The organism is Nissabacter archeti, from assembly GCF_018257325.1.
Lineage (GTDB): Bacteria > Pseudomonadota > Gammaproteobacteria > Enterobacterales > Enterobacteriaceae > Chimaeribacter > Chimaeribacter arupi.
Window position 1 is genome coordinate 121,360 of sequence record NZ_JAERKB010000004.1, and the last position, 26,451, is coordinate 147,810.

At 57.8% G+C, this 26,451-nt stretch carries 23 protein-coding genes; 10 read left to right on the forward strand and 13 right to left on the reverse strand.

The annotated features are described in order from the left end of the window. Positions 1–4 precede the first annotated feature (4 nt). The 3 genes from JK232_RS06645 (at position 5) to JK232_RS06655 (ending at position 2,338) form a co-directional block, all read left to right on the forward strand. Positions 5–1,045 (forward strand): TerC/Alx family metal homeostasis membrane protein, encoded by a 1,041-nt coding sequence (locus tag JK232_RS06645; protein ID WP_072928241.1) that lies wholly within the window; start codon positions 5–7, stop codon positions 1,043–1,045. Between the two features lie 66 nt (positions 1,046–1,111). Continuing rightward, entirely contained in the window at positions 1,112–1,690 is a 579-nt protein-coding gene (locus tag JK232_RS06650; protein WP_072928240.1) for a TerD family protein, read from the forward strand. Positions 1,691–1,762: 72 nt separating this feature from the next. Next, positions 1,763–2,338, forward strand: coding sequence for a TerD family protein (locus JK232_RS06655; RefSeq protein ID WP_072928239.1), 576 nt, complete (start codon positions 1,763–1,765; stop codon positions 2,336–2,338). Between the two features lie 85 nt (positions 2,339–2,423). On the opposite strand, the gene JK232_RS06660 is transcribed toward JK232_RS06655, so the two are convergent. From JK232_RS06660 to JK232_RS06705, 10 genes are all read right to left on the reverse strand, one after another. Continuing rightward, positions 2,424–3,269: a PhzF family phenazine biosynthesis protein gene (locus JK232_RS06660; protein ID WP_206605013.1), complete on the reverse strand. Its 846-nt coding sequence runs from the start codon at positions 3,267–3,269 to the stop codon at positions 2,424–2,426. Further along, positions 3,259–3,930 carry a helix-turn-helix transcriptional regulator gene (locus JK232_RS06665; protein WP_101828219.1) on the reverse strand — a complete coding sequence of 224 codons (672 nt, stop codon included), beginning with the start codon at positions 3,928–3,930 and terminating at the stop codon, positions 3,259–3,261. Before JK232_RS06665 ends, JK232_RS06660 begins: the two co-directional genes overlap by 11 nt. Before the next feature lie 263 nt (positions 3,931–4,193). Next, positions 4,194–5,372, reverse strand: a complete 1,179-nt coding sequence (locus JK232_RS06670; RefSeq protein WP_101854690.1) for an alpha/beta hydrolase — start codon at positions 5,370–5,372, stop codon at positions 4,194–4,196. Continuing rightward, positions 5,369–7,585, reverse strand: a complete 2,217-nt coding sequence (locus tag JK232_RS06675) for a glycoside hydrolase family 2 protein (protein ID WP_212588962.1) — start codon at positions 7,583–7,585, stop codon at positions 5,369–5,371. The genes JK232_RS06670 and JK232_RS06675 overlap by 4 nt, the downstream gene beginning before the upstream one ends. Further along, positions 7,582–10,299 (reverse strand): hybrid sensor histidine kinase/response regulator, encoded by a 2,718-nt coding sequence (locus JK232_RS06680; protein ID WP_212588963.1) that lies wholly within the window; start codon positions 10,297–10,299, stop codon positions 7,582–7,584. Before JK232_RS06680 ends, JK232_RS06675 begins: the two co-directional genes overlap by 4 nt. Next, positions 10,296–10,745, reverse strand: coding sequence for a Globin (locus JK232_RS06685; protein ID WP_101834988.1), 450 nt, complete (start codon positions 10,743–10,745; stop codon positions 10,296–10,298). The genes JK232_RS06680 and JK232_RS06685 overlap by 4 nt, the downstream gene beginning before the upstream one ends. Next, positions 10,742–12,142 (reverse strand): DUF3131 domain-containing protein, encoded by a 1,401-nt coding sequence (locus JK232_RS06690; protein WP_072928329.1) that lies wholly within the window; start codon positions 12,140–12,142, stop codon positions 10,742–10,744. Before JK232_RS06690 ends, JK232_RS06685 begins: the two co-directional genes overlap by 4 nt. Continuing rightward, a complete protein-coding gene (locus JK232_RS06695) occupies positions 12,127–13,701 on the reverse strand; it encodes a DUF3131 domain-containing protein (RefSeq protein WP_072928233.1) in 1,575 nt (524 codons plus the stop codon). The genes JK232_RS06690 and JK232_RS06695 overlap by 16 nt, the downstream gene beginning before the upstream one ends. Beyond that, positions 13,698–15,059 (reverse strand): DUF3131 domain-containing protein, encoded by a 1,362-nt coding sequence (locus JK232_RS06700; protein WP_072928232.1) that lies wholly within the window; start codon positions 15,057–15,059, stop codon positions 13,698–13,700. The genes JK232_RS06695 and JK232_RS06700 overlap by 4 nt, the downstream gene beginning before the upstream one ends. Before the next feature lies 1 nt (position 15,060). Beyond that, positions 15,061–16,884, reverse strand: a complete 1,824-nt coding sequence (locus tag JK232_RS06705; protein ID WP_072928231.1) for a glycosyltransferase — start codon at positions 16,882–16,884, stop codon at positions 15,061–15,063. Positions 16,885–17,273: 389 nt separating this feature from the next. Between JK232_RS06705 and opgC the strand changes: the two genes are divergently transcribed. The 6 genes from opgC (at position 17,274) to JK232_RS06735 (ending at position 22,240) form a co-directional block, all read left to right on the forward strand. Then, positions 17,274–18,485 carry an OpgC domain-containing protein gene (gene opgC, locus JK232_RS06710; protein WP_101828224.1) on the forward strand — a complete coding sequence of 404 codons (1,212 nt, stop codon included), beginning with the start codon at positions 17,274–17,276 and terminating at the stop codon, positions 18,483–18,485. A 28-nt stretch (positions 18,486–18,513) separates the two neighbouring features. Then, the gene (locus JK232_RS06715; RefSeq protein WP_420845513.1) at positions 18,514–19,521 is read left to right on the forward strand and encodes a hypothetical protein; all 1,008 of its coding nucleotides are present in this window, start codon (positions 18,514–18,516) and stop codon (positions 19,519–19,521) included. Positions 19,522–19,547: 26 nt separating this feature from the next. Next, positions 19,548–20,840: a PP2C family protein-serine/threonine phosphatase gene (locus tag JK232_RS06720; RefSeq protein WP_101834984.1), complete on the forward strand. Its 1,293-nt coding sequence runs from the start codon at positions 19,548–19,550 to the stop codon at positions 20,838–20,840. Next, positions 20,837–21,178: an STAS domain-containing protein gene (locus tag JK232_RS06725; protein ID WP_072928229.1), complete on the forward strand. Its 342-nt coding sequence runs from the start codon at positions 20,837–20,839 to the stop codon at positions 21,176–21,178. Before JK232_RS06720 ends, JK232_RS06725 begins: the two co-directional genes overlap by 4 nt. 10 nt (positions 21,179–21,188) lie before the next feature. Beyond that, positions 21,189–21,665, forward strand: a complete 477-nt coding sequence (locus JK232_RS06730) for an ATP-binding protein (protein ID WP_101834982.1) — start codon at positions 21,189–21,191, stop codon at positions 21,663–21,665. Between the two features lie 161 nt (positions 21,666–21,826). After that, positions 21,827–22,240 (forward strand): GNAT family N-acetyltransferase, encoded by a 414-nt coding sequence (locus JK232_RS06735; protein ID WP_101828226.1) that lies wholly within the window; start codon positions 21,827–21,829, stop codon positions 22,238–22,240. A gap of 60 nt (positions 22,241–22,300) precedes the next feature. Here JK232_RS06735 and JK232_RS06740 read toward each other — a convergent pair whose 3' ends face one another. Beyond that, positions 22,301–22,915, reverse strand: coding sequence for a TetR/AcrR family transcriptional regulator (locus JK232_RS06740; RefSeq protein WP_072928226.1), 615 nt, complete (start codon positions 22,913–22,915; stop codon positions 22,301–22,303). 213 nt (positions 22,916–23,128) lie between these two features. Between JK232_RS06740 and JK232_RS06745 the strand changes: the two genes are divergently transcribed. Then, entirely contained in the window at positions 23,129–24,022 is an 894-nt protein-coding gene (locus JK232_RS06745) for an NAD(P)-dependent oxidoreductase (RefSeq protein ID WP_338086300.1), read from the forward strand. Between the two features lie 100 nt (positions 24,023–24,122). Here JK232_RS06745 and JK232_RS06750 read toward each other — a convergent pair whose 3' ends face one another. Then, positions 24,123–25,202, reverse strand: coding sequence for a mechanosensitive ion channel family protein (locus JK232_RS06750; RefSeq protein ID WP_175558143.1), 1,080 nt, complete (start codon positions 25,200–25,202; stop codon positions 24,123–24,125). A 276-nt stretch (positions 25,203–25,478) separates the two neighbouring features. Then, on the reverse strand, positions 25,479–26,399 hold the full coding sequence (locus JK232_RS06755; RefSeq protein ID WP_241506116.1) for a LysR family transcriptional regulator: 921 nt from the start codon (positions 26,397–26,399) through the stop codon (positions 25,479–25,481). Positions 26,400–26,451 lie beyond the last annotated feature (52 nt).

The following is a 26,451-nucleotide window of genomic DNA, read 5'->3' on the forward strand; positions in this document are numbered from 1 at the left end:
AATGATGGAATCTACCCTGATTGGTTTCCCCGCCGAGACGGTCATCGTCTTTGTGGTGCTGGCGGTTGCCGCACTGCTGATTGACCTGCTGGCCCACCGCGGCGATAAGGCCATCAGCCTGAAAAGCGCAGCGCTTTGGTCGGTATTTTGGGTGGCAACAGCCTTGGGCTTTGCCGCTTTCCTCTATTTCCACCACGGTCAGGAAGTGGCCAGCCTGTTTGTGACCGGGTATGCGCTGGAGAAAGTGCTCTCTGTCGATAACCTGTTTGTGATGATGGCCATCTTTGCCTGGTTCAAAGTACCGGATGGCTACCGCCACCGCGTGCTCTACTGGGGCATCATCGGGGCCATCATTTTCCGCGCGATTTTTGTGGCGATTGGCTCCGGCCTGCTGATGCTCGGCCCGTGGGTCGAGATGCTGTTTGCGGTGATTGTCGCCTGGACAGCGGTGATGATGCTGCGTTCCGGTGATGATGACGAAGAGATCGAAGACTACTCCGATCACCTGGCCAACCGCCTGGTACGCCGTTTCTTCCCGGTCTGGCCGAAACTGGCCGGCAACCGCTTCCTGCTGAGCTCGCAGGAAGTCAGCGCTGAGCTGGCAAAACCGGAGAACAAAGGTTTTGCGTTCACCGTGAAGAAGGGCGCGCGCTATGCCACGCCGCTGCTGCTGTGTGTGGCCGTGGTGGAGTTGTCTGACGTGATGTTCGCGTTCGACAGCGTACCGGCAGTCATTGCGGTGAGCCGTGAACCGTTAATTGTCTATTCAGCGATGATGTTTGCTATCCTCGGCTTGCGTACCCTCTATTTCGTGCTGGAAGCGCTGCGCAAATATCTGGTGCATCTGGAAAAAGCGGTCATCGTGCTGCTATTCTTCATCGCCTTCAAACTCGGCCTGAACGCCAGCGATCACCTCTGGCACCACGGTTACGGCATCAGCGCCACCACCAGCCTGTATGTGGTATTGGGTGTGCTGGCGCTGGGTATTCTGGCCAGCGTACTGTTCCCCGGCAAAGAGTCGCCGGCAGACGATCGCCAGGGCTGATTGGGCCGATAAATGCATTATCCGATGGGGGGAGCCTCCCCATCACCTCAGTAAAAGGAGAACCACATGGGTGTATCACTTTCCAAAGGCGGCAACGTTTCTTTAAGTAAAACCGATCCGAGCCTGAAAAAAGTCCAGGTGGGGTTGGGTTGGGATGCCCGGTCAACGGATGGCCAGGATTTTGACCTTGATGCCTCAGCGTTCCTGTTGCAGGCCAACGGCAAAGTGGCGCAGGACAACGACTTTATTTTTTACAACAACCTGCGTTCAAGCTGTGGTTCTGTCGTGCATCAGGGGGATAACCGCACCGGCGCGGGCGATGGCGATGACGAAACGCTGCTGGTGGACCTCGGCCTGGTGCCGGCGAACGTGGATAAGATCGTGTTTACCGTCACCATCCATGACGCCAATACCCGTCGCCAGAACTTTGGCCAGGTCAGCAACGCCTTTATCCGCCTGGTCAATGCCGAAAGTAAAAACGAAGTCACACGTTATGATTTGCAGGAAGACAGCTCCACGGAAATTGCGATGATTTTCGGTGAGCTGTATCGCCACAACGGTGAGTGGAAATTCCGCGCCGTTGGGCAGGGCTTTGCGGGCGGCTTGTCCGCCCTGTGCGGCAACTTTGGCATCAACGCCGCGTAATGCGTTGAGTAACGCTTTCTCCGTGCCGCCGATGCGGCGGCACGTATTCAACTTCACGATAAGGAAGAGATTATGGCAGTTTCACTGAAAAAAGGCGGCAACGTCTCCTTAACCAAAGAAGCCCCGTCCATGAAAACCGTGCTGTTCGGCCTCGGCTGGGACTCACGTAAAACCGACGGCAGCGCCTTTGACCTGGACGCCTCCGCCTTTATCGTTGGCGAAGATGACAAAGTGCTCTCTGACGCGAGCTTCATCTTCTTCAACAACAAAACCAGTGCCTGCGGCGGCGTAGTGCACCAGGGTGATAACCGTACCGGTGAAGGCGCGGGTGATGACGAGCAACTGCTGATCCACCTGGACAAAGTTGACGCCTCCGCCAAGAAAGTGGTGTTTGCCGTGACGATCTACGAAGCAGAAGATCGTAAACAGAACTTCGGCATGGTCACCAACGCGTTTATCCGTGCAGTGAACAATGACGACCAGACCGAGCTGGCACGTTATGACCTCTCTGAAGATGCCGCGACCGAAACCGCGATGATCTTCGGTGAACTCTACCGCCACAACGGCGAGTGGAAATTCAAAGCGGTCGGCCAGGGTTATGAAGGCGGCCTGTCGGCGCTGGCAAAAGGCTTCGGCGTTAATATCTGATCCTGATATCAGAACTGAAAAACCCGGCATTGCCGGGTTTTTTTATGGCGGGTTTTTTATGACTTAGTGCCGGGGGCCTGTGAATTCAGCGTGAAGCGTTATCGCCGTGGGGCAATGATACGAACAATTCGCCTTCAATCACTATGCAGGCTTCACCGCATAATTCCACACGATTATTTTCTTTTATCCGGCAGGTTATTTCCCCTTTCCGTTTACCGCCTTGCTGGGCAGACAGCACTTTTTTGCCTAGTTTTTCCCCCCATAGCGGGGCCAGGAAAGTATGCGCAGAGCCGGTAACAGGATCTTCATTTACCCCAACCTGCGGGCCGAACCAGCGTGAGCGGAAATCAAACGCTTTAGCCGGCGTGCACACGACAACGCCGCGCGTATCGAATTGTGCTAACGCGGAGAAATCAGGTGACAGGGAATCCAGCACGTTTTCATCATTTATGATGACCACGATATCTGACGCCTGCCATATTTCAGCCGGCCCGGAGCCCAGCCCCAGCGCAGCCAGCAGGCCAGGTGGCGTATCAATCCGCACGGGATGAACCAGGGGGAAATTTAAAATATACCCCTCGTCGCTGCCTCTCACCGTCAGTTCGCCGCTGCGGGTGTGGAAACGGATCTCTTCTGCATGGGGAACATACCGGGTAAACAGCACACAGGCGGCGGCAAGTGTGGCATGGCCGCAGAGATCCACTTCTACGGCAGGCGTAAACCAGCGAAGCCCATAGCTGTCACCTGTTTTGACAACAAAGGCCGTCTCTGAAAGGTTATTTTCCTGTGCAATGCGTTGCAGCGTGGTGTCATCCAGCCATTTTTCCAGCATACAGACAGCCGCAGGATTACCGGAAAAAGGATGGCGGCTGAATGCATCGACCTGAAAGAAAGGCACCCGCATTGATTGAGCCTGATGGTTATTCTTCACTTAACGCCTCCAAATCGTTATAGATGGTATAACGTGATACCCCCAGCGCGGCGGCGGCATGTTGAACCCCGCCTTTCATTTTAAAAATGCCTTTGGCACGCATATCGTTAACGATTTTCAGGCGCTGGGCTTTCTGGGTTTTTTTGCCGGGCAGGGTATGTTTACTGATTATCTCGTTGAGGGTCTGGGCAAGAAGAGTGTCCACGGCCAACGCGTTATCATCAGGATAGGGTTCTTGATGATTGAGCAGTAAATCAACCCCCTGGCGAATCATTTCATAAGGCGTGGCGTCGATGTTATTGCAAAATGCCACCAGCGGCTCGCCCGCGTCACTGTAATAAATCGTCGACGCGCTGTTCAGCACCTTCCCGGAAAACGTGACTGTTTTATAATTTTTTATTACGACGGGCCGGTTGTTTCCTGTTGAGCCGGAAAGCAACCCGGCAAAACCGGTATCTTTATCCGGGCCGGATAACAGGCTGTCACCTTTCTTCCTTCCGCTGACATGGCCATTGATAATTTTATGGACGGAGGCGGCCGGTTTGGTCAGATCGTGCAGAACGATCTCATGGTTCCCGGCGATTGTGCTTGCCAGCGCATCCATGGCGGCTTCAAGTGTCCGTATCAGCTCATCTGATTGCTGCTTATGTTCAACGTTCATCAATTCATCTCAGGATGTCGCCCTTGCGCAGGCTTTCTTAAAAATATACCGCTGCGCCCTGAGCTGATCAACGTTTTGTTGAATTTTCCACAATGTGTTGATGAGAAATAGTCTGCCCACCCGACGTGCGCCGGTCATGTGCAGCGAAAAGGGCGCGTGACGCTGTGGGAAAAGGGCAGCTGCAGCCGGGCATATCATGCCCGGCGTGCGTGATCAGGCCCGGTCAGCGGCTTTTTCCGGCTGCCGCGCCGGGGAGAGGGGAATTACTTAAACACCTGTTGCACAAACTCACTGTATGCCGGACGCCAGACATCCATTTCATGCCCGAGTTTCGGGTAGCTGTGGAAATTGACGCGGATCTTTTTCTCATCAAGCTGCTGTTTCAGGTCGTTGATGTCTTTGCCGGTGACGTCATCCTCACTGCCCACTACCAGCGTAAAGTTTTTCAACTGCTGGTTAATCATCTCCGGGTTCTCCAGCGCCTGCGCCACGCCGCTGTTGGGCACGGTCACGGTGGTGACGCCGCTGAAACTCGCCAGCCAGCGGAAGCGGTCGAGGTGGTTCATGCCGGAAACCAGCGCCTGATAGCCGCCCTGGGAAATCCCGGCGATGCCGCGCCCTTCCGCATCGGTGCGCACCCGGTAACGATGCTCGATCAACGGAATAATATCCTGCATCAGCTCCTGGTCGGCGGCGGCCGCGTTCAGCGGGTAGAAGATTTTACGCCGCTCCTGACGCGGGAAATTCTCCGGGACAGCGCCGGTGGCGTCCGTTTCGGTATCCGGGAACACCACCACCATCGGCTGCATTTTCTTCTCCGCCAGCAGGTTATCCATGATCTGCGGGAACCGCCCCTGCACAATCGATGAACTCTCCGTATCGCCAAAGCCGTGGTAGAGATAGAGCACCGGCAGCGGCGTAGTGCCGCTTTCATAGCCCGGCGGCAGCCACACGTACAGGTGCCGCTCCTTGTTCAGCGCGGCTGACGAATAAGTCAGGCCGTGCACCTCGCCGTGCGGCACCTTGCGTTCATCCAGCAGGCTGCCGGGCACCAGCACCAGGCTGGTATTCACTTGCCGCTGGGGTTTCGGCATGGCGCTGCCGGTATCAATGCTGCGGAAACCATCGACGTTGAAAAAATATTCGTACAGGTTCGGCGCTTGCGGTGCCAGCCGGTAGTGCCAGACGCCCTGTTCATCCTTTGTCATCGGGTAGGCGACGCGGGTACGCGGCAACGCGCCGAGCACCACCGCCACCTGCCGTGCTTCGGGCGCAATCAGGCGGAAGGTGATGCTGCGGTCAGGGTTGACCTGCGTCACCGCCTGGCTCAGGGGCAGGTTTTCATCAAAATCCGTGGGCTTGGTCAAGGGGGCGGCGGTGCTGCGCAACGTCAGCAGCACCAGCCCGGCACCGAGCCAGAGAAGGCGGGAAGGGCGCATCATTTTGCCCCCGGTTCGTTCAGCGTAAAGTAATGGTCATTGGCACCCAATTGGTGGCCGTTGCGGTCATACAGCACGCTGGAGATCATCACCGGGCTGTCGCTGAGCGGCGTCGCGCCGGCTTCCACCTGTTTGCTGCCGCTGTCTGCACCCATATCGAGCCGTTTTTCGCCTTCGCTCAGCGTACGGTTATCCTGCGTGATGCGCCAGACCAGCCGGGCATCGGGATAGGCAGTCAGGGTATCGTTGATCGCCCAGAAATTGACCCGCCCCGGCGTGCCGGTTTTCCAGTTCAGCGTGACCGGCTCAATCGACGGCAGCACCGGCTGGTAGGCTTTTTTCAGCGCGTAATAGCCGAGTTTAGGCTGGCGGCGGTAATCCATCACGCCCCAGTTAATCGACGGCCAGTTCTCGACAAACATGAACTGCAACAGCACCGTGACCGGCTGGTAACGCTGACGCCGGTAACTCTCTGCCGCCAGGCTGACGGACTCTGCCTGATAACGTTGGGTATTGGCGATGAACGTTTCGATGTTCGGCCCGCGTTCAATTTTGGCGAACTGGAAGGTCTGGATCGGCTGGAAGTTATGGTATTTCCACACCACCCAGCCCGGATCGCCCGGCTGAGTGGTGGCCGGCCAGAGATCTTTTTCCGGGATAATGGTTTTCAGCGTCTCCAGGTTCGGCAATGCCTCTGAGCCAAACTCGGTAATGATGGCGCTTTTCGACGGTTGCAGGAAATCGTTCAGGGTACCGAAATACCAGCCCTGCCAGAAATGCTCAGTCACCGAAGACCACGGGTGGGTAATGCGGGAGGTATCCGCCGCCAGCGCATCCGCCACCGCCTGTGCCAGCGGCTTGTTCATATCCGGGTGCCAGTCCGGGAAACGTTTCTGCATCCACAAAGAATCAAACGGCGGCTCATTCTGCCCGCCCCAGACAATGATCGACGGGTAATTGCCGTACTGGCGGATGGCGTCAGTGACCTGGCGTGCGGCTTCCTGAGCAAATTCCGGGCTGTCGTTATAGCCCCATTGCAGCGGCATATCCTGCCAGATCAACATACCGCGCGCGTCCGCCAGCGCATACAGCGGGTGGCTGGCCAGGTGGCCGTGAACGCGGATGGTGTTGGCATTCATCTCCTCCAGCAGCACCAGATCTTTTTCCCAGTCTTCAGGCGACATGGTGCTCAGCCACGAGGTGCCGATGTAGTTGGTGCCGCGCAGGAAGATGCGCTTGCCGTTAATCTCCCAGCCGCCCTGATCGGGTTTGACGATTTGCCGCAGCCCGGTGCGTGTGGTGCTGCGGTCCAGCGTGCCGAGGTTATCGGTCAGGCTGACCTCCACGTCATACAGGTTCGGGTCGCCGTAGCCTTTCGGCCACCACAGCCGGGCGGCGTCCATCGGCAGCGTGACGTTGAGCGCCTGCGCGGTGTGGCCGGCATAGGTGAGTGTCACCGGCTGGTCAATCTCATAACTTTTGCCGGAGAAATTCGCGGGTTTCACCCGGACATGCAGCGTCGCCTCGCGGCTGCGGTTGGCCCGGTAATCAATCGCTATTTTCAGGGCCGGGTTTTCCAGCCCGTTTTTCCAGTCCGGCGTGGTCAGCACGTTATCAATCACTGCGCCGCGGCTGATGTGCACATTCACCGGTGCCCAGATGCCGCCGGAGTTGGCATCCTGGCCTTGCTTGCTCCAGGCCCCGCCGGGGCGCGCATCATGCTGGGAGAAGACGCCTTTGATCAGGTTTTTGTGCAGCGGCCAGATGCTGTCCGGGGATTCAAACGGGCTGTCGACCCGCACCGCCAGTTGGTTGGTGCGCTGCGCATCCCGGCTGATGTCCAGCGCGAAACGCTGGAAATAGCCGGTGTGGCTGCCGATGCGCCGCTGGTTCAGCCAGGCATCAGCCTGATAATCCACGCCGTCAAACACCAGCGTCGCCATGTTGTCCGGCCGCAGCGGCGGCAGGTCGAACTGGGTGCGGTACCAGAGCGCGCCCTGGTGATCCAGCCCGGCAGCGTACCAGTTGGCGGGCACCCGCAGCGTCTGCCATTGGCTGTCGTCGCTGTGCCAGCCTTCCGTTTCCTGTTGATTGGCGTCGTGCACCCGCCATTGTCCGGCAAGCGATCGGGTCACCGGCTCACCGGCGGAGTGTGTGCCGGCAGCGCAGCCGCTCAGCAGCAGGGCGGCAGCCAGGGCGGCCAGGGCATTGTTCATAAATTCTCCTTGATTTGCGTCAGGGCAACAGTGACGCGTTGGCACATCCCGTCGAGCTGGCTGTCCAGTACGTTCATGGTGGCGAAATCCCCGCGTTCTGCGGCATCTTCCAATTGGCTCAACACCTGGACCAACGTCTCACAGGCAAAGGTGGCGGCTTCGCCTTTCATTTTGTGGGCGTCACGTTTCACGCCCTTGATGTCCTGCCGGGCCACCGCGCTGCGCAAACTGGCGAGCAGCCCCGGCAGCTCCTCAAGGAACATGCCGATAACAATGGTCAGCAATTCATGGTCATGGCCGACGCGCTCCATCATCAGCGGGTAGTTCACCGCATCCGTTGGGGGAATGTCCGGCGGCGGCATCTCCTCTTCCAGCGGCTGGGTCATGACCGCCATCACCCTGGCGATCTCCGCCGCGAGGGCATCAATCATCACCGGCTTGGCGATGTAGCCGTCAAAACCGTGCTCCAGGCAATATTCACGGTCACCCTGCATCGCGTGGGCCGTCATGGCGATAATCGGCAGGTGCTGGGGCGGCGTGCTGAGCGCTTCCTGCTCGCGCAGGATCTGCGTGGCTTTCTGGCCGTCCATTTCCGGCATCTGCAAATCCATCAGGATCAGGTCGTAGCGGGTTTGCGCAATGTGTTCCAGCGCCTCCAGCCCGTTATTGGCGATATCCGCCTGGTGGCCCAGTTTGGTGAGGAAGTGGATCGCCAGTTTCTGGTTTACCATATTGTCCTCCGCCAGCAGGATGCGGTACTGCGTGCCTGCCATGTCGGGCGTGACCAGCGGGGTGGCGGCCACCGGCACCGGGGCCTGCGCACCGGGCGCGAGGGTCTGGATAATCACGCTGAACAGCTCATTCTGGTCAACCGGCTTGTTGAGGAAATGCAGGATGCCGATCTTTTTCAGGATGGCTGTGTCCATATAGCGCCCCATTGAACTGAGCATGATCAGCTTGGTGTTGCGCAGGGCAGGGTTGGAGGTGATCTCAAGCGCCAGCGTCATGCCGTCCATGTCCGGCATCTGCGCATCCAGCAGGATCAGCGGAAAATCGGGCGAGTCGTCCAGCGCATCCAGTGCCGCCTGCCCGCTGCTGAAGGTTACGGCCTGTAACCCCATATGGCGCAGCATCTCCTGCATCAGCCGCAGGTTGGTCTGGTTGTCATCCACCACCGCGACGCGCACGCCCTGGAGGCTGGCGGGCACATGCACCGGGCCGCTTAACACCGGCGTTTTTTTCAATACCGGCAGGGAGAAGAAGAAGGTGCTGCCGCTGCCGGGTGTACTGGCGACCTGCAATTCACCGCCGAGCATCTCCACCAGCCGGGCGGAGATAGTGAGGCCGAGGCCGGTGCCGCCATATTTGCGGGTGGTGGAGGTGTCCGCCTGGCTGAAGGATTCGAAAATCACACGCTGTTTGTCTTCCGGGATGCCGATGCCGGTATCTTTCACCTCAAAGGCCAGATGCTGGGCGGCGATGCCGTGGGAGAGGCTCATCACCACTTCGCCCTCATGGGTGAACTTCACCGCATTGCTGACCAGGTTGGTCAGCACCTGCCGCAGGCGCACGGAGTCACAATGGATGTACTCGGGCACATCAGGGGCGACATCCACCAGCAGCTCAATGCCTTTCTCGGTGGCCTTGGGCATCAGCGGCCGCATGATCCCTTGCAGGAACGGCCGCAGCGCAAACTCTTCCATGTCGAGGGTGATTTTGCCCGCCTCGATTTTGGAGAAGTCGAGGATGTCATCAATTACCTTCAGCAGCACCTGGGCGGAGCTGTGCGCCATCGTGATGTAATCCCGCTGCTCCGGTGTGAGGTCGGTGTCGAGGCAGAGCTGCGTCATGCCGAGGATGCCGTTCATCGGCGTGCGGATTTCGTGGCTCATGTTAGCCAGAAACGCACTCTTGGCCTGGCTGGCGGCTTTCGCCATCTCGACCGCCTGCCGTGAGGCTTCCTCCGCTTTTTTACGCTGGGTGATGTCCTGCATGGTGCCGATCACGCGGGCGATTTTGCCCTCGGTGGTGAGGCTTACCACCTGGCCCAGCAGCAGGCACCAGCGGTAGTTCTGGTCGTGGTGCATAATCCGCAGTTCACACTCAAACACGGCCAGCCGGTCATTGCCCGCCTCCTGCAACAGCCGGGCGGCGGTCGGCAGGTCATCCGGGTGAATCAACTGCCGCCACATGTCCGCCGTGTATTTCCAGCTCCGGCGCGGGTAGCCGAGCAGCGTCAGCAGCGCATCATTCACCTGCACCAGGTCGTTGAGGTAATCCCAGTCCCAGATGCCGATGTGGGTCGCCTCGGCGGCCAGGATAAAGTCATCATGCAACTGGCGGCGCGACGCCAGGATATCGGCAAAGTGCGTGACATCGGTATGCAGGCTGACGATGCCGCCTTCCGGGGTGCGGTTATGCTGCACAAACACCGTGCGGCCCTGCAATTTGCGGATTTCGTAATGGTTGTCCACGCGGCAGCGTTCGGCGAGAGTGGTGGCCAGCGCGCGGCGATCGGTGCTTTCGGAGATATAGCCGGAGGTGATAAAGGCCTCAATCAGCACCGTCAGCGGCGTGCCGCGCACCAGATAATCACGCACTGCCGGGTAGTAATCGAACGCCTGCTGGTTAAAGGCCACCAGGTTTTCCTCGGCGTCGTAGATAAGCAGCGCGGCATTGATGTAATCCAGCGCCGCGAAAATGGCGTTTTTCATGGTGAGACCCCTGTCGGCGGCGTGGCGTGGAACAGCTCCGCCTGCCGGCGCATATACTCCAGGCCGGGGGCGATCACCATCGCCCAGGCGGTGATGATATCTTCGTCACACTGCGGGTCGAGCTGCCGTACCGTTTGCAGCACCGCCCGCCGCCAGTGGGCGTAAAACGCGGGCGGCAGTTTGATCCCCTCGGCGTCCTGGGTACGGGAAATGGTCATCAGGTAGTTGGAGACGTTGTGGGTGCTGGAGACAGAGAGCATAAAGAAAAAGGTCTTGTAGACGATTTTACGAAGCTGCGCCTCGTCCTGCTCCAGGAAGGTCGCCTCGATCTCCGCCGTGCTGTGGACGAAAAGCTGGTAGAAGTGGTTGAAAAAGCGGTCCCCGCCGTCGCTGTCGGTGATCCGTGCATAGCTGTCGTTAAAAACCGTGTCATAGGAGAAGGTCATGGCTGGGGCCCTCCGGGTTTTCGCTCCTGCGGCATGCACAAGCGGGGTAGGTTAAAGACATCGCTCAGGCGGGTATTGAAATAACTCTCTTGCGGGAGTGACCGGATCAGCGGGCCGTAATTGCTTTTGTACATCAGCGCCTCCAGGACCATCGCATTGGTGGTGAGGGTGATCATCCGGTTATAGCCGCCGGTGGCCTCAAAGCGCCCCTCATACCAGCCGCGCTGGTTGTCCCGCGTCAGGCGTGTCATCGCCATCAGCGCGTCGGTGAAGTCGGTGTCCCACAGTGTCCAGAGGCCGAACACCGCCCGCGTCGACACCAGTGCCCGCGTCGGGTAAAACTTGCTGTCATCCCCCAGTGTGTTCCAGGCGTAGCCGTTACCGAAAATGGTGTCATACACGTGCCACGGGGCGGCATTGAGGTTGTATTCATCGCGCGCGGTCAGGATTTTCAGCTTCTGCCAGCGCTGCTCCTGTACGCGGTAGATGTTCTGCGCCCGTTGGCGTTGGGCGCTCAGCAGGGTGGTGTCGTTGCCCGGCGTCTGCCAGCCATACTCCAGCCCGCCCAGCACGTAAGGCGTATTGGTGACCACGGCGGGCGTGTAGGTGGTGCGCGGATCGCGGGAATCCACATCAATCGCGATGCCGTCAACAATCACTGACTGGTAAGGCGGCGTCACAGATTTTTCAGACGGAAACCCCCACAACGCCAGCGCGGCTGCGCCATATTCGCTGTAGCCGAGCCGCCCCTCCGGCTGCGGCGTCAGTTTGCCGTCACGCATACCGCCGCGCAGCAACTGGCCGCTGTTGTCCACCACGTTACAGAAGTTCCAGCGCAGGATGATGCGATCCAGGTATTCGCTGTAGATCGGGTGCCACAGCGCCACCACCCGTAAACCGGTCATCAGCCGGGCCATGTCCTGCGCTGACCAGCCCAGGGTGGCCGGTTTGTTGCTGTAGTCCACCATCGCGGCATTGGTGGTGTTGTAGAGCAGGTTGGGCGTTTTCAGGCTGGTGAGCGGTAACTGGTTAAGCGTGGAGAGCATCCGCGTCAGCCGGTCATCAAACTCCACCTCATCCACCAGCCCGAGCTGGCGCGCCGCCGTCAGGGCGATCAGGGAATCGCCGATTTGCCACAGGTTGGTGACCGGGCGGTTGTCACTGGCGTTAATCAGCCCGGTGCCTGCCTGGGTATTATTTTTGAAATAGCGCCACGCCACCTCGGCCCACTGGCGCTCCTCGTCCGTCAGCGCCCCCATCCGCCCCGGATAGTGCCAGGCCCCGCTGCTGACGTAGCGCACGCCCGGCGTCCGGTTCAGCCATGAGAACCCGAACGCCAGCGCCGCCGCGATAAGCAGCAACAGAGCCAGCCTGAAGATTCTCACGGTTTTAAGCATGACATCGCCACCGGAGGCAGTTTGATCGGCGCATCTTCATTTTCACATGCGGCACATTTACAGGCTTTACAGGCCGGTGCAGTACGCATCGCCACGCCGGTCTGTTCACACCAGTTTTTGATGCCCGGCGTTGGGCTCATAAACGGGCGGTTGCGCCTGGTGTTGTTGTCCTCAAACGCATCCACCAGCCGTTTTTCCCACAGTGACGGCGCGAAATCGCGGGATTTCGGTTTGTCGGTGTTGAATTTCAGCAGGCGTCCCTCTTTTTTGTAGAGCAGGGCCTCGAGCATGATGCCGTTGTTGTTGCCGGTGAACTCTTTAATCGGGCCGTCGCCGTTTTCGTAAATCCCCTCGTAGTAGCCGCTGGCTTTCTCGTTGGCGTTTTCAATGGTGTCCAGCAGCCGGTCGGTGTAGGGCGAATCCCACAGCACCCACATCCCCAGCGCGGCTTTCAGTGAAATGGCTGCCGTTTCAGGCACGTACTTGCCTTTGTCGGTGATGGTGTTCCAGTTAAACCCGTCAGAGAACACTGTGTCATACACAAAGTACGGCGCTTTATCGAGCTGGTGTTCCGATCGCGCCGTCATGGTGCCGGTGATCAGGTAGCGGTTCTCCTGCGCCTGATAGACGCGGTCAGCAAAGTTTTTCATCCACGGGTGGGAGTAGTTATTGAGGTTGTCCTCACGGTCATCGGCTTTGTCCCAGCCCATTTCCAGCCCGTGCAGCAGGTAGGATTCCGTGACCACATAGTTGTGCTGGTTGGTCAGGCGCGGATCGCGGCTGTCATACGGCACCAGCACGCAGTAGATGTTGGCGAGCGAATAGGGCTCCGGCCGTGACCCCTGGCAGGTCGAGAAGCCCCAGAGCTGGAAGCCCGCAGAGGCGTACTCTTCGTAGCCAAGCCGCCCCTCCTGCGCATACACGGTTTTTTTGTTGCCGTCGACATACGCCCCGAACAGCGTGCCGCAGTCATCCACCGTGTGGGTGAAATCCCAGCCGAGCACGATGTTATCGACGCTGTTACCGTATTCCGGGTAGCGCTCTTTGACGATCTTCAGCCACAACAGCATCCGCCCGATGTCGATGGCGGAAAACCCGATCTCGCCCGGTTTGTTCAGGTAGTTCACCTTTTGCGCGGTGATGGTGTTGTACACCTTGTTGGGCATCTCATTCTGGAACAGCACCAAAGTGTTCAGCGTCTTCAGGAGTTTGATCATCCGCTGGTCAAATTCTGCCTTGTTGATAATGCCCAGCTCACGCGCCGCCACCATTGCGGCGATATAAGACCCGGTGTCCCACATGGTGGTGGAGGGGTATTTGTTTACCGCGTTGACCAGCCCGGTGGTGGGCTGGTAGTTGACGATAAAATATTGCCAGGCGTTCACGGCCATCGCCTGCTCCCGTGGCGTAAGCGCCCCGTGGCGCACCGGGTAGTGCTGCGCCGGCAGTTCAACCGCCGCCTGCACGCTGCCGGCCACCAGCCATAACCCCAGCACCAGCGGCAACCAGGCCAGCCAGCGCCGGGCAGAAAAAGAGACGATAACGAGCGACGGTCTCATGGGAGTACTCCTTTATTCCGATCGGTCATCGGCATGGGTGAAGGGGAGACGCAGGCGAGGCATAACATTTGCCCATGCGCGATATAACTTAAGCTTTCCAGCACCACGGCGTTGGTGTCCGCGCTGAGGGTCTGGTTAACGTTCTGGTTGCCGCTGGTGCCCTCATACCAGCCTTTGCCCGGCTCCAGCAGCGCGGCCGCCTGCGCCCGCAGGCTTTCGCTCCAGGCGTTGCGGAACAGGGCATACCAGCCAAAGGCGGAGCGGGTGGAGAGCAGGCGTACAGGTTCCTGATCGCTGCGTGAGACGGTTGCATCCTGCACCGGCTGCTGGCCGGGCAGGGCGGCGATAAAGTCCGGGGCCTGTTCGGCGTAATCCGTATTGACGGAGGTGTAGTTGCCGGTGGCTTTGTGCAGGCTCTGCTGGATGCGCACGATGCGCCAGGCAAACTCCGCGCTGCGGCTGTCAAAGCCCAGCTCCAGCCCGGTCAGCACATAAGGCAGGGTGATGATGGTCGGCGCGTCCTGATCGACCCCTTTGCGGAAGCCGTCACTGGGGATCGCATAGCCGTCGATTTGCACCAGCTTGACCCCCTCGGGCGGCTGGGTGACGGCGATCCCGGCCGAGGGGCTGACCATGCGCAGCGTCCCGGCGGTATAGAGCCGGAAACCATAGCCGCTGCGGGTCTGGCTGGCGCTGAGATCCCAGTGTGACACCTCAATGCTGGTGGCGGTCGCCGGGCTGCTGCTCTCAAACAGGGCATTAAGGTTCCACTGATCCAGCACCTCCTGCACCTGGGCCGCGTGCGTCGGGTAGCGCCAGACCAGCAGCGTCAGCGGCACCAGCAGACGCCCCATGTCCACCGCGGAGCCGGTGGGCGGCTCCTGTTGCTCCGGGTCAACCATCATTGACAGCGTCTGGGTGTTGTACCAACTGCCGGGCACGCCGTTCGGCAGCAGTGGCAACAGGCTGAGGGCGGTCAGGGTTTTGGAAATCCGCTGGTCAAACTCATCCACCGGCACAATGTCGAGTTGGCGCGCGGCAATCAGCGCCATCAAATAGCTGCCGGTGTCCCACAGGGAAGTATAGGGGCGCTGGTCCTGCGCATTCGCCAGGCCGGTCAGTTGGGTGTTATTGACGAAATATTGCCAGGCGACGCGCGCCCAGACGGCCTCATCAAACGTCAGGTCGCGCCGCTGCGGCAGCGGCGGGAAATCCCGGCTCAGGGTATACCCGGCTTTCTCCTCCACCACCGGCGGCATATGTTTTTCCACATACAGCACGATGCTGAAACCGATCAGGAACCCGAGGAGAATGGTGATGTAACTGCGGGTGGCCAGCAGGCTCGCTTTCCAGGACATGTCAGGCCACCTCTTCGTCAGACAGGGCGGGGTCAGGCTTCCACATGGCGGCCAGGATCATCGGCATCATGGCGGCAATGTTCACCCCGCCCCAAAAGATGTTGATGATGTAACCGGAGGGGTCTTCAATGTCACCGTTAAACACTTTGATGCCGCCCCAGAGAAGCCCGAGCAGGGTCAGCACCACAATGGCGATCTGCGGTTTGACCAGGTAGAGGAACCGCCCCTGCTGACGCTCCTTCGGCGTCACGTGGAATTTGATTTTTTCGCCGCGCAGCACCGTGTCCAGCGCGCGCAGGTTCATCGAATAGAGCGACAAATAGGAACTGCGCCCATCCCACGCCGACAACCCCCAGGTGCCGAACATAAAGGCCAGCTCGGAGGCGAGGAAGAACGGCAGGAAATGCAGGTAAAACGGCTGTGAATAAGCGGACACCGGCGGAATATTGGTAAACAGGTAGATAAGCGGCGAGATTAAAAACACGGTATTCCACAGGCAGGCCAGATAAGACCAGAAGGTGGTGCCGTACATCAGCGTTTGCGGCAGGCTGAGCCGGAAGCGTTTACGGCTGAAAATCGGGTCATGCAGCAGGATGTCCATTGACCCGGCAGCGTATTTGAAACGCTGGATCATCCAGGTCAGCAAATCCTGCGGGGAGAGCATTTTGGATTCAATCCGCGGGTGCATCACCGATTTCCAGCGCCGTTCGGTGTCGCCATGCAGCACGATCGAGGTGTAGATGTCTTCGGAGACGTGGAATTTATACGGTGTCAGTTCGGTGTCCATGATCACCTGCGGCCGCATCGCCTCTTCCAGCGCCTCGCGGGTGTCGGCGTCCGGGATGTCTTTGGTAAAACGCGCGACTTCCTCATCCACCGCCCAGACGTAACTGCGCAGCGCCGCCTGCATCACCGCCTCACGCCGGTGGATCGAGGCCGCGCCGCAACAGAATGAGGCGTTCGCCCAGTTGCGGCGGCGCAGGATCACTTCATAAAACATGCGGGCATCGTTGAAGAACGGGTCGCGCCCCAGCACAATCGGGCCGACCAGCGCTTCTGTGGCCTTGCCGAGGCCATAGCCGATGCGCCCAAGTTTGCGGCGCATCAGCTCCGGCAGGCGGTTGCCTTCAGGCAGATCGTAAAACCATTGGGGCGTTTGCACCCAGGCGACATCCGGGTCACGGAAGTAGCCCAGTGTGTGGGTCAGCAGCGTGGGGAAGACCCGCGTATCGGCGTCGCAAATCACCAGAAAATCGCCGTCGGTCTGTTCCATGCCGTTGCGCAGGTTACCGGCCTTGTAACCGATATTGGTGTCGCGGGTGATGTAGTTCACCCCTTCCTGCTCCGCCACGGCGCGCATCTCCGGCCGGCGGCCATCGTCGAGCACATGAATTTTGTATTCAATCGGCGCGGGGTAGGTGACTTTCAGCGCATCCTGGATCGAAATCCGCACCAGCTCCACGTCTTCCGAATAGGTCGCGATAAACAGGTCAACGCGCAGCGGCCGGGATTCTGTCTGCTCATCCGGCCCAAGGCATTCATTCACATCGGTCGGTGCCGGGCGCTGGGGAATATCCCACTCTTTCCACAGGTTAATCGTAAAAAATACCGTGCCGATATAGGCCAGCGTTTCAGCAACCACCAGCGGGACGGCATACCAGAGCGCGTCGTAATTCAGGGACGACATCCAGCGCCAGCGGATATAGTTTGCGCCCAGAATAAGGGCGGCCACGGCCAGGCATTGCCACAGCACCTGAATAAACCAGGGGGTATTTAACGGTTCCGGTGGTTTCCGGTGTTCAAAATGGGAAAAATAAAAAGCCATGAGCATTCCTGTTCATCAATTCACAAGAACAAATGCGCGCAAGCGCTACGTTTCCCGGTGCAAAAAACAGAAATGCTGCTGAATTATAAATGCTTATTTATTTGGTTTACGTTCAGTGCCGTCAACCGGTCACCGCGTAATGTCATTTGAGTCTAGTGCAGCAAAAAAAGGTTTCAAGGCCATTTTTCATCGAAACTACCGCGACATAGCGGAATTATCACCTATTATTCTGTGAGACGACGCACGTTACACCGGGTGAATCGGTTTCCTGCCGATTGGCGGGATGAAGTCGTCTACACTCATTAAAACAGTAACCTCCCTAACGTGAGTCTCCCCGGCACACGGAAAAATGGCGATCGTGAGAAGCACGTTGATCAGGCGGAGAAATTATGGCGGTACAGGATACGGTATTAACTGAAGCCCCGGCTGCGGTCTCCTGGCGCTACGCGGTGCCGGGGCGGCGCGACCTGCGTGTGGATATGCTGCGCGGTATTGCGCTGGTGATGATGGTGGTGGCCCACACTGAGGTGATGTCGGTATTTAATATCTTCACCTGGGAGCGGCTGGGATTAACCACCGGTGCCGAAGGGTTCGTTATTATGGCCGGCTTTATGCTCGGTATGCTGAACCGCGCCCGCCTGCAAAAAGAGTATTTACTGACCGTTTCCTATACCCTGGTAAGGCGCGCCTGGAAAATATACCAGGTCAATATCATTATTATTCTCTCCATGCTGTTGCTGGCCAAAATCCCGTTTATTAATACTTTTGAGGTAACCCATTTTACCGACCGTTATGCCGGCATCTCCTATTCCCTGCTGCCGGTGACGGCGCAGATCCGCGAAACCTGGTTCAATATTATCCTTTACCTGCAAATAGGGCCGCACCAGACCCAAATCCTCGGGTTATATGTATTTCTGCTGCTGGCCAGCCCGCTGATGTTATGGATGTTGTCGCGCGGCCATGTTATTTGGCTGCTGCTTATCTCACTGGGGCTTTATGTCTGCTACCAGCTCACCCATGCCCGGCTGACGGTGTCGCAATTTGAATTCGCTTTCCCCTTGCTGGCCTGGCAATTTATTTATGTGCTGGGCATGAGCTGCGGCTGGTACAAAGATGAGCTGACCTCGCTGGCACGCCTGCCGTTCGGCCATGTGGTGATTGGCGCGATGGTGGTGTTCGCGCTGGTCATGATGTTTATTGCCCAGAACCACACCAACCCCTTTATGCCGCGCGCGCTGATGATGGATGTTATCCCGCCGGCGGATTTCAACTGGTTCTACCGGACGCTGGCGGCCAAAAACGGCCTTGGCCCGATGCGGGTGCTGGATGACTTCTGCCTGATCATCACCGTTTACCTGGTCCTCAGCCGCTTCTGGACGCCGATTAACCGGCTGGTGGGCTGGTTCCTGATCCCTTTGGGTCAGCACTCACTCTATACCTTCATCATTCACGTCTATTTCGTGCTGATTGCCAGCCAGTTTGTGCATTTTGACCTGTGGCATCAGGCCTGGGTGACCAACACCGTGGTGCATGTCGCGGTGCTGATGGCGTTATGGCTGATGGCGAAATATGAGGTGGGCGGCAAATTTATTCCAAATTAGCCGGCAGGCACAGGGGACGAGGCAAAACATGGGGGTGATTATTCGTTTACGGAAAGGCAGCCAGGCGTGGTTAACGGCGGGCAAAATGGGCTGCGTGTCAGTGATGCTCTGTTGCGCCGGGGCGGCATCCGCTGCGCCGGTGGGTAAAAACCCGTTCAGCCAGGGGCAGAAAAAAGCCGCACCGGCCGCCGCCAGGCCGGCACCCAAGGCGGCCGGTGATAAACCCGCCGGGGCGCAGGAAACGACCCCGGCACGGGTCTCCACCGGCCTCTGGGGGCGGCTGTTTTACGGCGATGATGCCAAATTCTCCGGCGCGCTGACCTTTAACAGCGGGCTGAAAGACCAGCGGGTGAGTATCCCGACCGGCGAGGATTCGGTGGACCAGTCAAACCGCGTGAGCCAGATGATGCTGCTCAGCCTGCAATATTCGCCGTTCAGTTACTGGTTCGCCAACGTCACGTTCCGGATGCCGGTGCGCCACGTCAACAAATACAGCCCCGATTTCCGCTACAGCTTCGGCTATGACGACTGGCACCCCAATACCTTCAGCCTGGTGTACGGCAACTACGGGGATAACCGCTTCTTCCCGACGTCCAATAACCGGCGCACCTACCCGGAGCAAGGCTCCTGGACGTTTGCCTACAAATTCAGTTTGCCGAAAGCATTGGAGAAACACCTGCTGATCCAGAAAGGGGATGCGATGACCTGCCAGGTCGGCACTACCTGGGTGCCGCGGTTCTACTCGCTGGACGCGAACGATCGCCTCACCAATAAACATGTGGTGCTGGGCGGCTGCGGTTACAGTTTTGTGCAGCACTACTTCATCCGTTTTACCGCCTTCTACTATCCTGACAGCAGCCAGCAACAGCCGTGGGATGCGGACTATACCTACAGTTTCGGCTATTCCACCTACAAACCCGGCACATTTTCGATTCAATACAACAACTACAGCGGTACCCGTTATCCCGGACGTAAAGATTCCAATGCCAATTTCAGAGAAGGCACCGTCAGCCTGATCTATTACATCCCGTTTTAAGGCGTGAACGTTTTGAGGAGCGTGCTATGCAATCATTGAGCGTGGAGCGCGAGCCAGCCACCATTCTGGTGGTGGATGACTCCTCCAGTTACCGGCTTTTGCTCTCCAGCCTGTTAAAAAAATGGGGCTACCGGGTGTTTGAGGCTGAACAGGGTGAAGCGGCACTGGCGCTGATGGCACAGCAGCCGATCAACATGGTGATCAGCGACTGGGAAATGCCGGTGATGGACGGGCCGACGCTCTGCCGGGCCATCCGCAGCAACACCAGCACCCGTTATATCTACCTGATCCTGGTCACGGCGCGCCACACGGTAGAAGACCTCACTACCGGCATTGAGGCGGGCGCGGATGATTTCCTCAGCAAGCCGGTGAACGCGGCGGAGTTACAGGCGCGCCTCTACGCCGGGCGGCGGATCCTTGACCTCGAAGCCAACCTGGCGCTGCGCAATGCCAAACTGGCGCAGGCCTGGCAGCAGATGGAAGCAGATTTACAGGCGGCGGCGCGCCTCCAGCACTCGCTGTTACCGGCGCGTAATTTCGCGTTGCAGGGGTTCAGCATCGACTGGCTGTTTGTGCCGTCCGCGTATGTCTCCGGCGATATGTTTAACTTCTTTGCCCTGTCCGATCACCACATCGGCTTTTACTGCATCGACGTGGCCGGGCACGGGGTGACGGCGGCCATGCATTCGCTGGCGGTGGCGCGCCAGTTCCTGCATGGCCGCACCGTTGAGAACTTCCTCGCCCGCAGCGGCCCGGATGGCGGGGTGATCATTACCCCGCCGCACCAGGTGGTGAGCCTGCTGAACCAGCGCTTCTGTTATGAAAATGACGACGTGCACAGCTACTTCACCATGATTTACGGCGTGATCAATACCCAGACCGGTGAAGGCAGCCTCTGCCAGGCGGGCCACCCGACGCCATTTATTGTGCACCCGGACGGCAGCACCACCTCGGTGGGCGAAGGGGGCGGGCCGGTGGGGCTGTTTGAGATGCTGACCTGGGACGAATGCACCTTCAGGCTGGAGGAGGGCGAATGCCTCTACCTCTACAGCGACGGCATCAGCGAGTGCGAAAACCAGGAGAGCGAACAGTATGGGGAATCCCGGCTGAAAAACGTGCTGGCGGAGCACCACCGGCTGCCGCGCGCGGAGCGTTTTCTCCAGGTCGAGCTCTCTTTGCTGGCGTGGCGCAATGTGCAGCTGGAGGTGGTTGACCCACAAAACGGCGTCAAATATGGCAACAGCAACCTGCATGACGATGTCTCGCTGCTGGTGATTGAGCGGACATCCCCCTTTACGCGTCAAGAGGAACAACCATGAATGTTGAGACCACAAAAAACAACAACATCACCATCGTCACGCCGGTGGTCCGGCGGCTGGATGCGTCGGTGTCACAAAAATTCAAAGAGAGCGTGCAGGAGATTATCCGCGGCGGTGAAACGGAACTGCTGATCGATTTCAGCCGCGTCGATTTCATCGACAGCAGCAGCCTGGGCGCACTGGTTTCCCTGCTGAAAATGCTGAACGGCAAAGGCACGCTGGCACTGAGCGGCATGAATGCCAACCTGCAAAACTTGTTTAAACTCACGCGCATGGACCGGATCTTCATGACGTTCCCGACTCAGGATGAGGCGCTGACCAAGCTGAACAACCGATAGGTATGCAGCCATGCATGACTGGGTTCCCGAGGATGTTGATCTTACGCTGCCGGCTGTCCCGGACAGTCTGGCCATTGCCAGCCGCGCCCTGGAGGCGTTCGCCCAACCATTGCCGCTGGGGGAAGAAGGGCTGTTCCCGCTGGATCTGGCGCTTAGCGAGGCGTTCACCAACGTAATCAAGCACGGTTACGGCTATGACGCCTCACAACAGATACAGCTGTTATTCCGCTACCAACATGACCAGCGCACGCTGGAGGTGGTGCTGACAGACAGCGGCAGCCCGATCCCGCCGGTGCTGCTTGAGCAGGATAAGTGCCTGAACATTAACCCGGATGACATGGACAGCTGGCCGGAGAACGGCATGGGGCTGATGTTTATCCGCGCCAGTGTGGATGAGATGCGCTACGACAGCCAGGATGGCCGCAATACCCTGACGCTGGTGAAATACCTGCGTCAGGACGCCGCCGACGAAAACGCAGACCCATAATCCCAGGATTACAGGATTACAGGATTACAGGATTACAGGATTCTGGGATGACAGAATCCTGATAATGCGATGCGTTAACCTCCGGCTGCTTTTTCAGCACCGCATTGCCGTGGTAACGTCACATTTGACACGCCATCAGCCGACTCACTCAAGGAGCATTCATGAAAATACACCTCACCAGCCAGCCCAGCTATGCCGATATTGATGAGCTGAAACAGGGCGTGCTGCATTACTCTTCCCAGTTTGCAGACACCTCTGAAATTGAGGCACTGGCGCTGTTTATCCTGGATGACGAGGAGAACAAACTGGGCGGGCTATCCGGTTCTACCGCCGGAAACTGGTTGCGGATTGATGTGCTGTGGGTCAGTGAGGCGCTGCGCGGCCGGGGCGAAGGGCGGCGGCTGATGCTGGCCGCCGAACAGGAAGCCCGCCGCCGCGGCTGCCGCTTTGCGCAGGTAGACACCCTGAGCTTTCAGGCCCGCCCGTTCTACGAAAAGCTGGGCTATGAATGCCGGATGACCCTGGACGCCTACCCGCGCCACCATGAGCGCTACTATCTGACGAAAGCGCTTTAAGGCCGGCAGCGCCCGGCGCGTCAGGTCAGGGGGAAGTGGCCCATATTCTGCCCCCTGCCTTCAGCTTTCGTTCACCTGTACCGCCCCTTTTATCAGCGAGGCGAAAGACGCCACGGCTTCATCCTGATTCAGTTGCCCGCGGGCGAGTGCAGCGGAAAGTGCCTCTCCTGCCCCCACCAGACCAATGCAGCACTGCAACAACGCCCTGGGTGACTTAGTCACATGCGGCGTCAGGACGGAGACGAACATCCCGACGCAGTTTTCCAGCAGCGCCTGAAACACCGCGGATTTCTCTTCGCTGCCTGCCAGTGCCGCCCCTACCGCGTGAAACGCGTCTGTTTTATCTGCTGCGCAATGGATATATGCGCTCGCCAGCATCTGTATCGTTTCCTGCGTATCCCTGCGGGTGGTGGTCATCGCCTCTGTGAAAGTCCTCACCCGTTCCATATCAATCCACCGGTAGAGGGCTATCAGCAACGCCGAGCGGGTAGGGAAGTGATCATAGACCACAGGCTTGGAGACGCCGGCGCGCACGGCGAGGTGCCCCAGCGTCAGCTGATCGGCGTTTTCCTCCTGCACAATCTGGAGCGCCGTGTTAAGAAGCTGCTTACGTCGCTCCGCCTTTTTTAACCTGCGCGCAGCGGAGCCAGAAACCGTTGTGTTTTCTCTTTCCATGTCTCTCTCAATTTAACCTACTAAAAGTAGCTTTCTGTGGGTGTCGGTGCTACATTTCCTACTAATAGTAGCTTATCACGCAAATAAGGAACCTTAGCTATGTCCTTTGCTCCCGTACTACTACTGGGCGGATCCGGTGCGATTGGTCACCAGGCAGCCCGTGCATTACACGCGACGTACCCTGATCTGCCCCTGTTGATAGGAGGCCGCGATGTGACCAAAGCGCAGCGTGCAGCGGCTGACATCGGGGGGGCGGAGGGCGTGCAAATCGACCCCACCTCCGCCGATCTGGGCCTCCGCGAGCGGGAAATCAGTGCCGTGGTGGTGCTCTACAAAGACCATTCGCTCGCTGCCCTCCGCTTCGCGCAATCACGCCGCGTGCCGCATCTGAGCATCTCTTCGGGGGTGTTTGAAATCGCCCCGGAAATCGCAAACTTCATGCAGGCACCGGGGGCATCAGCGATTGTGCTCGGCTATGAGTGGCTGGTCGGGGCCACGACCGTGCCTGCGCTCCATCTGGCCCGCGCATTCAGCCAGGTGCATGAAATCCGCATCGGGGCGCTGGTGGATGAGGAAGATGTCGGCGGCCCGGCAGTTGCCGCGGATTTTGAACACCTGAATCACCTGCTGCCCGCGGCGCTCACGCGGCGGGATGGCGTCTATCTCTGGCGTGAGGGCGAGGAGGCAAAATCGGTGTTTCCCGCTCTGGACGGCACCCATATAGACGCCACGGGCTTTTCGTCAATTGATGTGGTGGGGCTGGCCTCCGCCACGGGGGCGCACAGCGTGCAGTTTGACCTGGGCATGGGCATCAGTTCAAGCCGGCGCAAAGGCGGGGCGTTCTCGACGGAAATCATCCTGGAGATGTCTGGTCTGGACGTCGCGGGAATGCCCCACCACACCCGGCATGCGGTCGTGCATCCGGGGGGCGCGGCCCCGCTGACAGGGATGGGGATCGCCTTATTGCTTGAACGGTTGGTCGGGCTGGATGGAAAGCCGCCGGTCGCGCCTGGCCTCTACTTCCCCTACCAGATTCTGGACGCGTCACACTACTTAGCGCGTCTGGCAAAAGAGGGCGGTGAACTGCGGGACGTGCCGCTGCTCTGAGTCTCCCGGCTGTGCAACAACCGGCAAGCGCGCCCTGCGCCTGCCGGTTTACTTCTGTACATTCCCTTCTCTTTCCAGAAAAAAGTGCGCGGTTGACCCGTCACCCGTGAGTCTCCCGGGCGCCGGAATCCGTCAGTGTGGCCCTCACCTGAGGGAGGCTCTGCGGATAATTTTGCTGAATAAACTCAATCATTTTTTCCCGCACGTGGCAGCGTAAATCCCAGGCGGTGGGGGAGTTCTGTGCCGTCATCAATAACCGGATTGTCATGGTTTTATCCGTGGTATCGCTGACCTGGAGCACCTGGGTTTGTTGGTCCCAGAGTTTTGTTTCGCTGAGGATTTTTTCAAATTGCTGACGCAGCGGCTCTAACGGCATGGAATAATCAAGGTAAAGAAAAACAGACCCTAATATTTGCGCGTTATTACGCGTCCAGTTCTGGAAGGGCTTTTCTGTAAAGTAGGTAATGGGCAGCACCAGCCGGCGGAGGTCCCAGATGCGCACCACCACGTACGTCAGGTTGATCTCCTCAATCCAGCCCCATTCATTTTCCACGACCACGGCATCGTCAATTTTTATCGGTTGCGTAAAGGCGATCTGAATACCGGCAAACAAGTTGACCAATGACTTCTGAAGGGCAAACCCAATGATGATACCTGCCACCCCGGCACCGGCCAGAATGGTCGTGCCGAATTTCCGGACACCGGGGAAATTGAGCAGGATCAGAGAAACACACAACGCCACCAGGAGGACGATAGCGACCTTTTTAACATAGATGATTTGCGTGCGGATTTTACGGGCGCGAAGGTTATTTGAAAGATTAATGTCGTAGCGTATGAACAGCATATCCTGCGCCACATTAATCAACCGGATTAATACGGAGCAAAATGATATTATAATAAATATATTGAGGGTGGTGGTAATAAAGCTCAGGGCGTCAGGATTAATATTGATATAATTAATCCCTACATTGATTAACAATAAGGGGAAGAAAAGAAATATCGACCCACGAAGGTGCTTTTCAAGTGATTTGAATAATTTTCTGTCACGCCCCTGCCAATAACAGATAAACCTGAGAAGGATATACCGGGCCAGAAAACCCACTGCGAAGGAGAGCGTGACGAGCAATACCGCACCCAACCATGATGGCGCGCCAGATAACTCACTAAATATCAATGGCATCATTTTCCCTTATATTCAACCAACAACCTTAGGTTGTCAGACAAGTCACTAAAATCAGTAACCGTTGTTTTCCCGGTTATCTGCGTATTGCATGATTACACCGATTATTTTAGGAAAAATTTAGCCAACTGGCTTGCCCGGCAGATAAAAAGCGCATGAAGCGACAGAGGCTTCAGGGTACGTTGAGTTTAACCCATTGAAATCAGGCGTGATATCCGGTTTCGCCTCTGCCGGCCGGCGCACTGAGTGTAAAAATCTTTATCCCTCATACGCCCGTCACGATGCGTGCTTTGCCAGCCACGCAGAACAAAAATCCAGATAAGCCATCATAATGGCTGAAGGGTGTTTACGGCGGGCATAGACCAGATGCAATGGCACAGGGTGTTTAGGCAGGTCAGGTAAAAGCTCAACCAGTACTCCGCTTTCGAGGTAAGGTTTCGCTAAAAAATCCAGCAACAAGGTGACCCCCATGCCTTTTACGGCATAATGACATAGCCCCTGAACATTATTGGTTGAAAAGAAAGGTTCGAATTTTACCTTTTCTGCGCCGGACACCCATTCAAAAAAGCCCTGGTTCAGATTTTCCCAGCCGACAACCGGAAACCGCGCCAGGTCAGCCAGCGTCTTGGGTGCGCCGCAGCGTGCTAATAATTCAGGGCTTGCCACAAATACCCCGTTGACGGTCATCACAGGTTTGGCAATCACATCTTCAGTATGTAAATCACCCATTCTCAGCGCAACATCAATACCATCCTCAAATAAATCAACCACCCTGTCGCTTGAATGGCTGAATATTTTAATATCGGGATAGTGTTGCTGAAAGTCAGCCAGTAAATCCCACCATAAGGGGAAATTGGGCGGCACAGAGATACGCAATTTTCCTTGCAGTTTATGAATCGACTGCACGTTTTTTTGCGCCTCTTCCAGTAATTCCAACCCCAGCCGGGCCTGTTCAAAAAACTGTTGTCCTTTATGCGTTGGCTTCACCCCCAGCCGGGAGCGTTCCAGCAGCTGTACGCTCAACGCCTGCTCAAGCTCATTTATTTTTCGGCTTAAGGTTGAAACCGGCACGCCAATTTTCTCACTGGCGGCAGAAAAACTGCCTGCTTTTACCACAGCGATAAACAATTTCGTCGCGTTAAAATCCATTGCTCTTTCCATATCTGGAAAACATCTTCCTATTTTTGGCTGTTCCATTCCATTTTTCAATCCGTATCTTATAAGAAAAGACGCCGGCGGCTGATGGGCC

Excerpts from the sequence above, each read along its gene's own strand:
- JK232_RS06645 (WP_072928241.1), top strand. The coding sequence starts at position 5 with ATGGAATCTACCCTGATTGGTTTCCCCGCCGAGACGGTCATCGTCTTT.
- JK232_RS06650 (WP_072928240.1), top strand. The coding sequence starts at position 1,112 with ATGGGTGTATCACTTTCCAAAGGCGGCAACGTTTCTTTAAGTAAAACC.
- JK232_RS06655 (WP_072928239.1), top strand. The coding sequence starts at position 1,763 with ATGGCAGTTTCACTGAAAAAAGGCGGCAACGTCTCCTTAACCAAAGAA.
- JK232_RS06665 (WP_101828219.1), bottom strand. The coding sequence starts at position 3,930 with ATGAACGTTGAACATAAGCAGCAATCAGATGAGCTGATACGGACACTT.
- JK232_RS06670 (WP_101854690.1), bottom strand. The coding sequence starts at position 5,372 with ATGATGCGCCCTTCCCGCCTTCTCTGGCTCGGTGCCGGGCTGGTGCTG.
- JK232_RS06675 (WP_212588962.1), bottom strand. The coding sequence starts at position 7,585 with ATGAACAATGCCCTGGCCGCCCTGGCTGCCGCCCTGCTGCTGAGCGGC.
- JK232_RS06680 (WP_212588963.1), bottom strand. The coding sequence starts at position 10,299 with ATGAAAAACGCCATTTTCGCGGCGCTGGATTACATCAATGCCGCGCTG.
- JK232_RS06685 (WP_101834988.1), bottom strand. The coding sequence starts at position 10,745 with ATGACCTTCTCCTATGACACGGTTTTTAACGACAGCTATGCACGGATC.
- JK232_RS06690 (WP_072928329.1), bottom strand. The coding sequence starts at position 12,142 with ATGCTTAAAACCGTGAGAATCTTCAGGCTGGCTCTGTTGCTGCTTATC.
- JK232_RS06695 (WP_072928233.1), bottom strand. The coding sequence starts at position 13,701 with ATGAGACCGTCGCTCGTTATCGTCTCTTTTTCTGCCCGGCGCTGGCTG.
- JK232_RS06700 (WP_072928232.1), bottom strand. The coding sequence starts at position 15,059 with ATGTCCTGGAAAGCGAGCCTGCTGGCCACCCGCAGTTACATCACCATT.
- JK232_RS06705 (WP_072928231.1), bottom strand. The coding sequence starts at position 16,884 with ATGGCTTTTTATTTTTCCCATTTTGAACACCGGAAACCACCGGAACCG.
- opgC (WP_101828224.1), top strand. The coding sequence starts at position 17,274 with ATGGCGGTACAGGATACGGTATTAACTGAAGCCCCGGCTGCGGTCTCC.
- JK232_RS06715 (WP_420845513.1), top strand. The coding sequence starts at position 18,514 with ATGGGGGTGATTATTCGTTTACGGAAAGGCAGCCAGGCGTGGTTAACG.
- JK232_RS06720 (WP_101834984.1), top strand. The coding sequence starts at position 19,548 with ATGCAATCATTGAGCGTGGAGCGCGAGCCAGCCACCATTCTGGTGGTG.
- JK232_RS06725 (WP_072928229.1), top strand. The coding sequence starts at position 20,837 with ATGAATGTTGAGACCACAAAAAACAACAACATCACCATCGTCACGCCG.
- JK232_RS06730 (WP_101834982.1), top strand. The coding sequence starts at position 21,189 with ATGCATGACTGGGTTCCCGAGGATGTTGATCTTACGCTGCCGGCTGTC.
- JK232_RS06735 (WP_101828226.1), top strand. The coding sequence starts at position 21,827 with ATGAAAATACACCTCACCAGCCAGCCCAGCTATGCCGATATTGATGAG.
- JK232_RS06740 (WP_072928226.1), bottom strand. The coding sequence starts at position 22,915 with ATGGAAAGAGAAAACACAACGGTTTCTGGCTCCGCTGCGCGCAGGTTA.
- JK232_RS06750 (WP_175558143.1), bottom strand. The coding sequence starts at position 25,202 with ATGCCATTGATATTTAGTGAGTTATCTGGCGCGCCATCATGGTTGGGT.
- JK232_RS06755 (WP_241506116.1), bottom strand. The coding sequence starts at position 26,399 with ATGGAACAGCCAAAAATAGGAAGATGTTTTCCAGATATGGAAAGAGCA.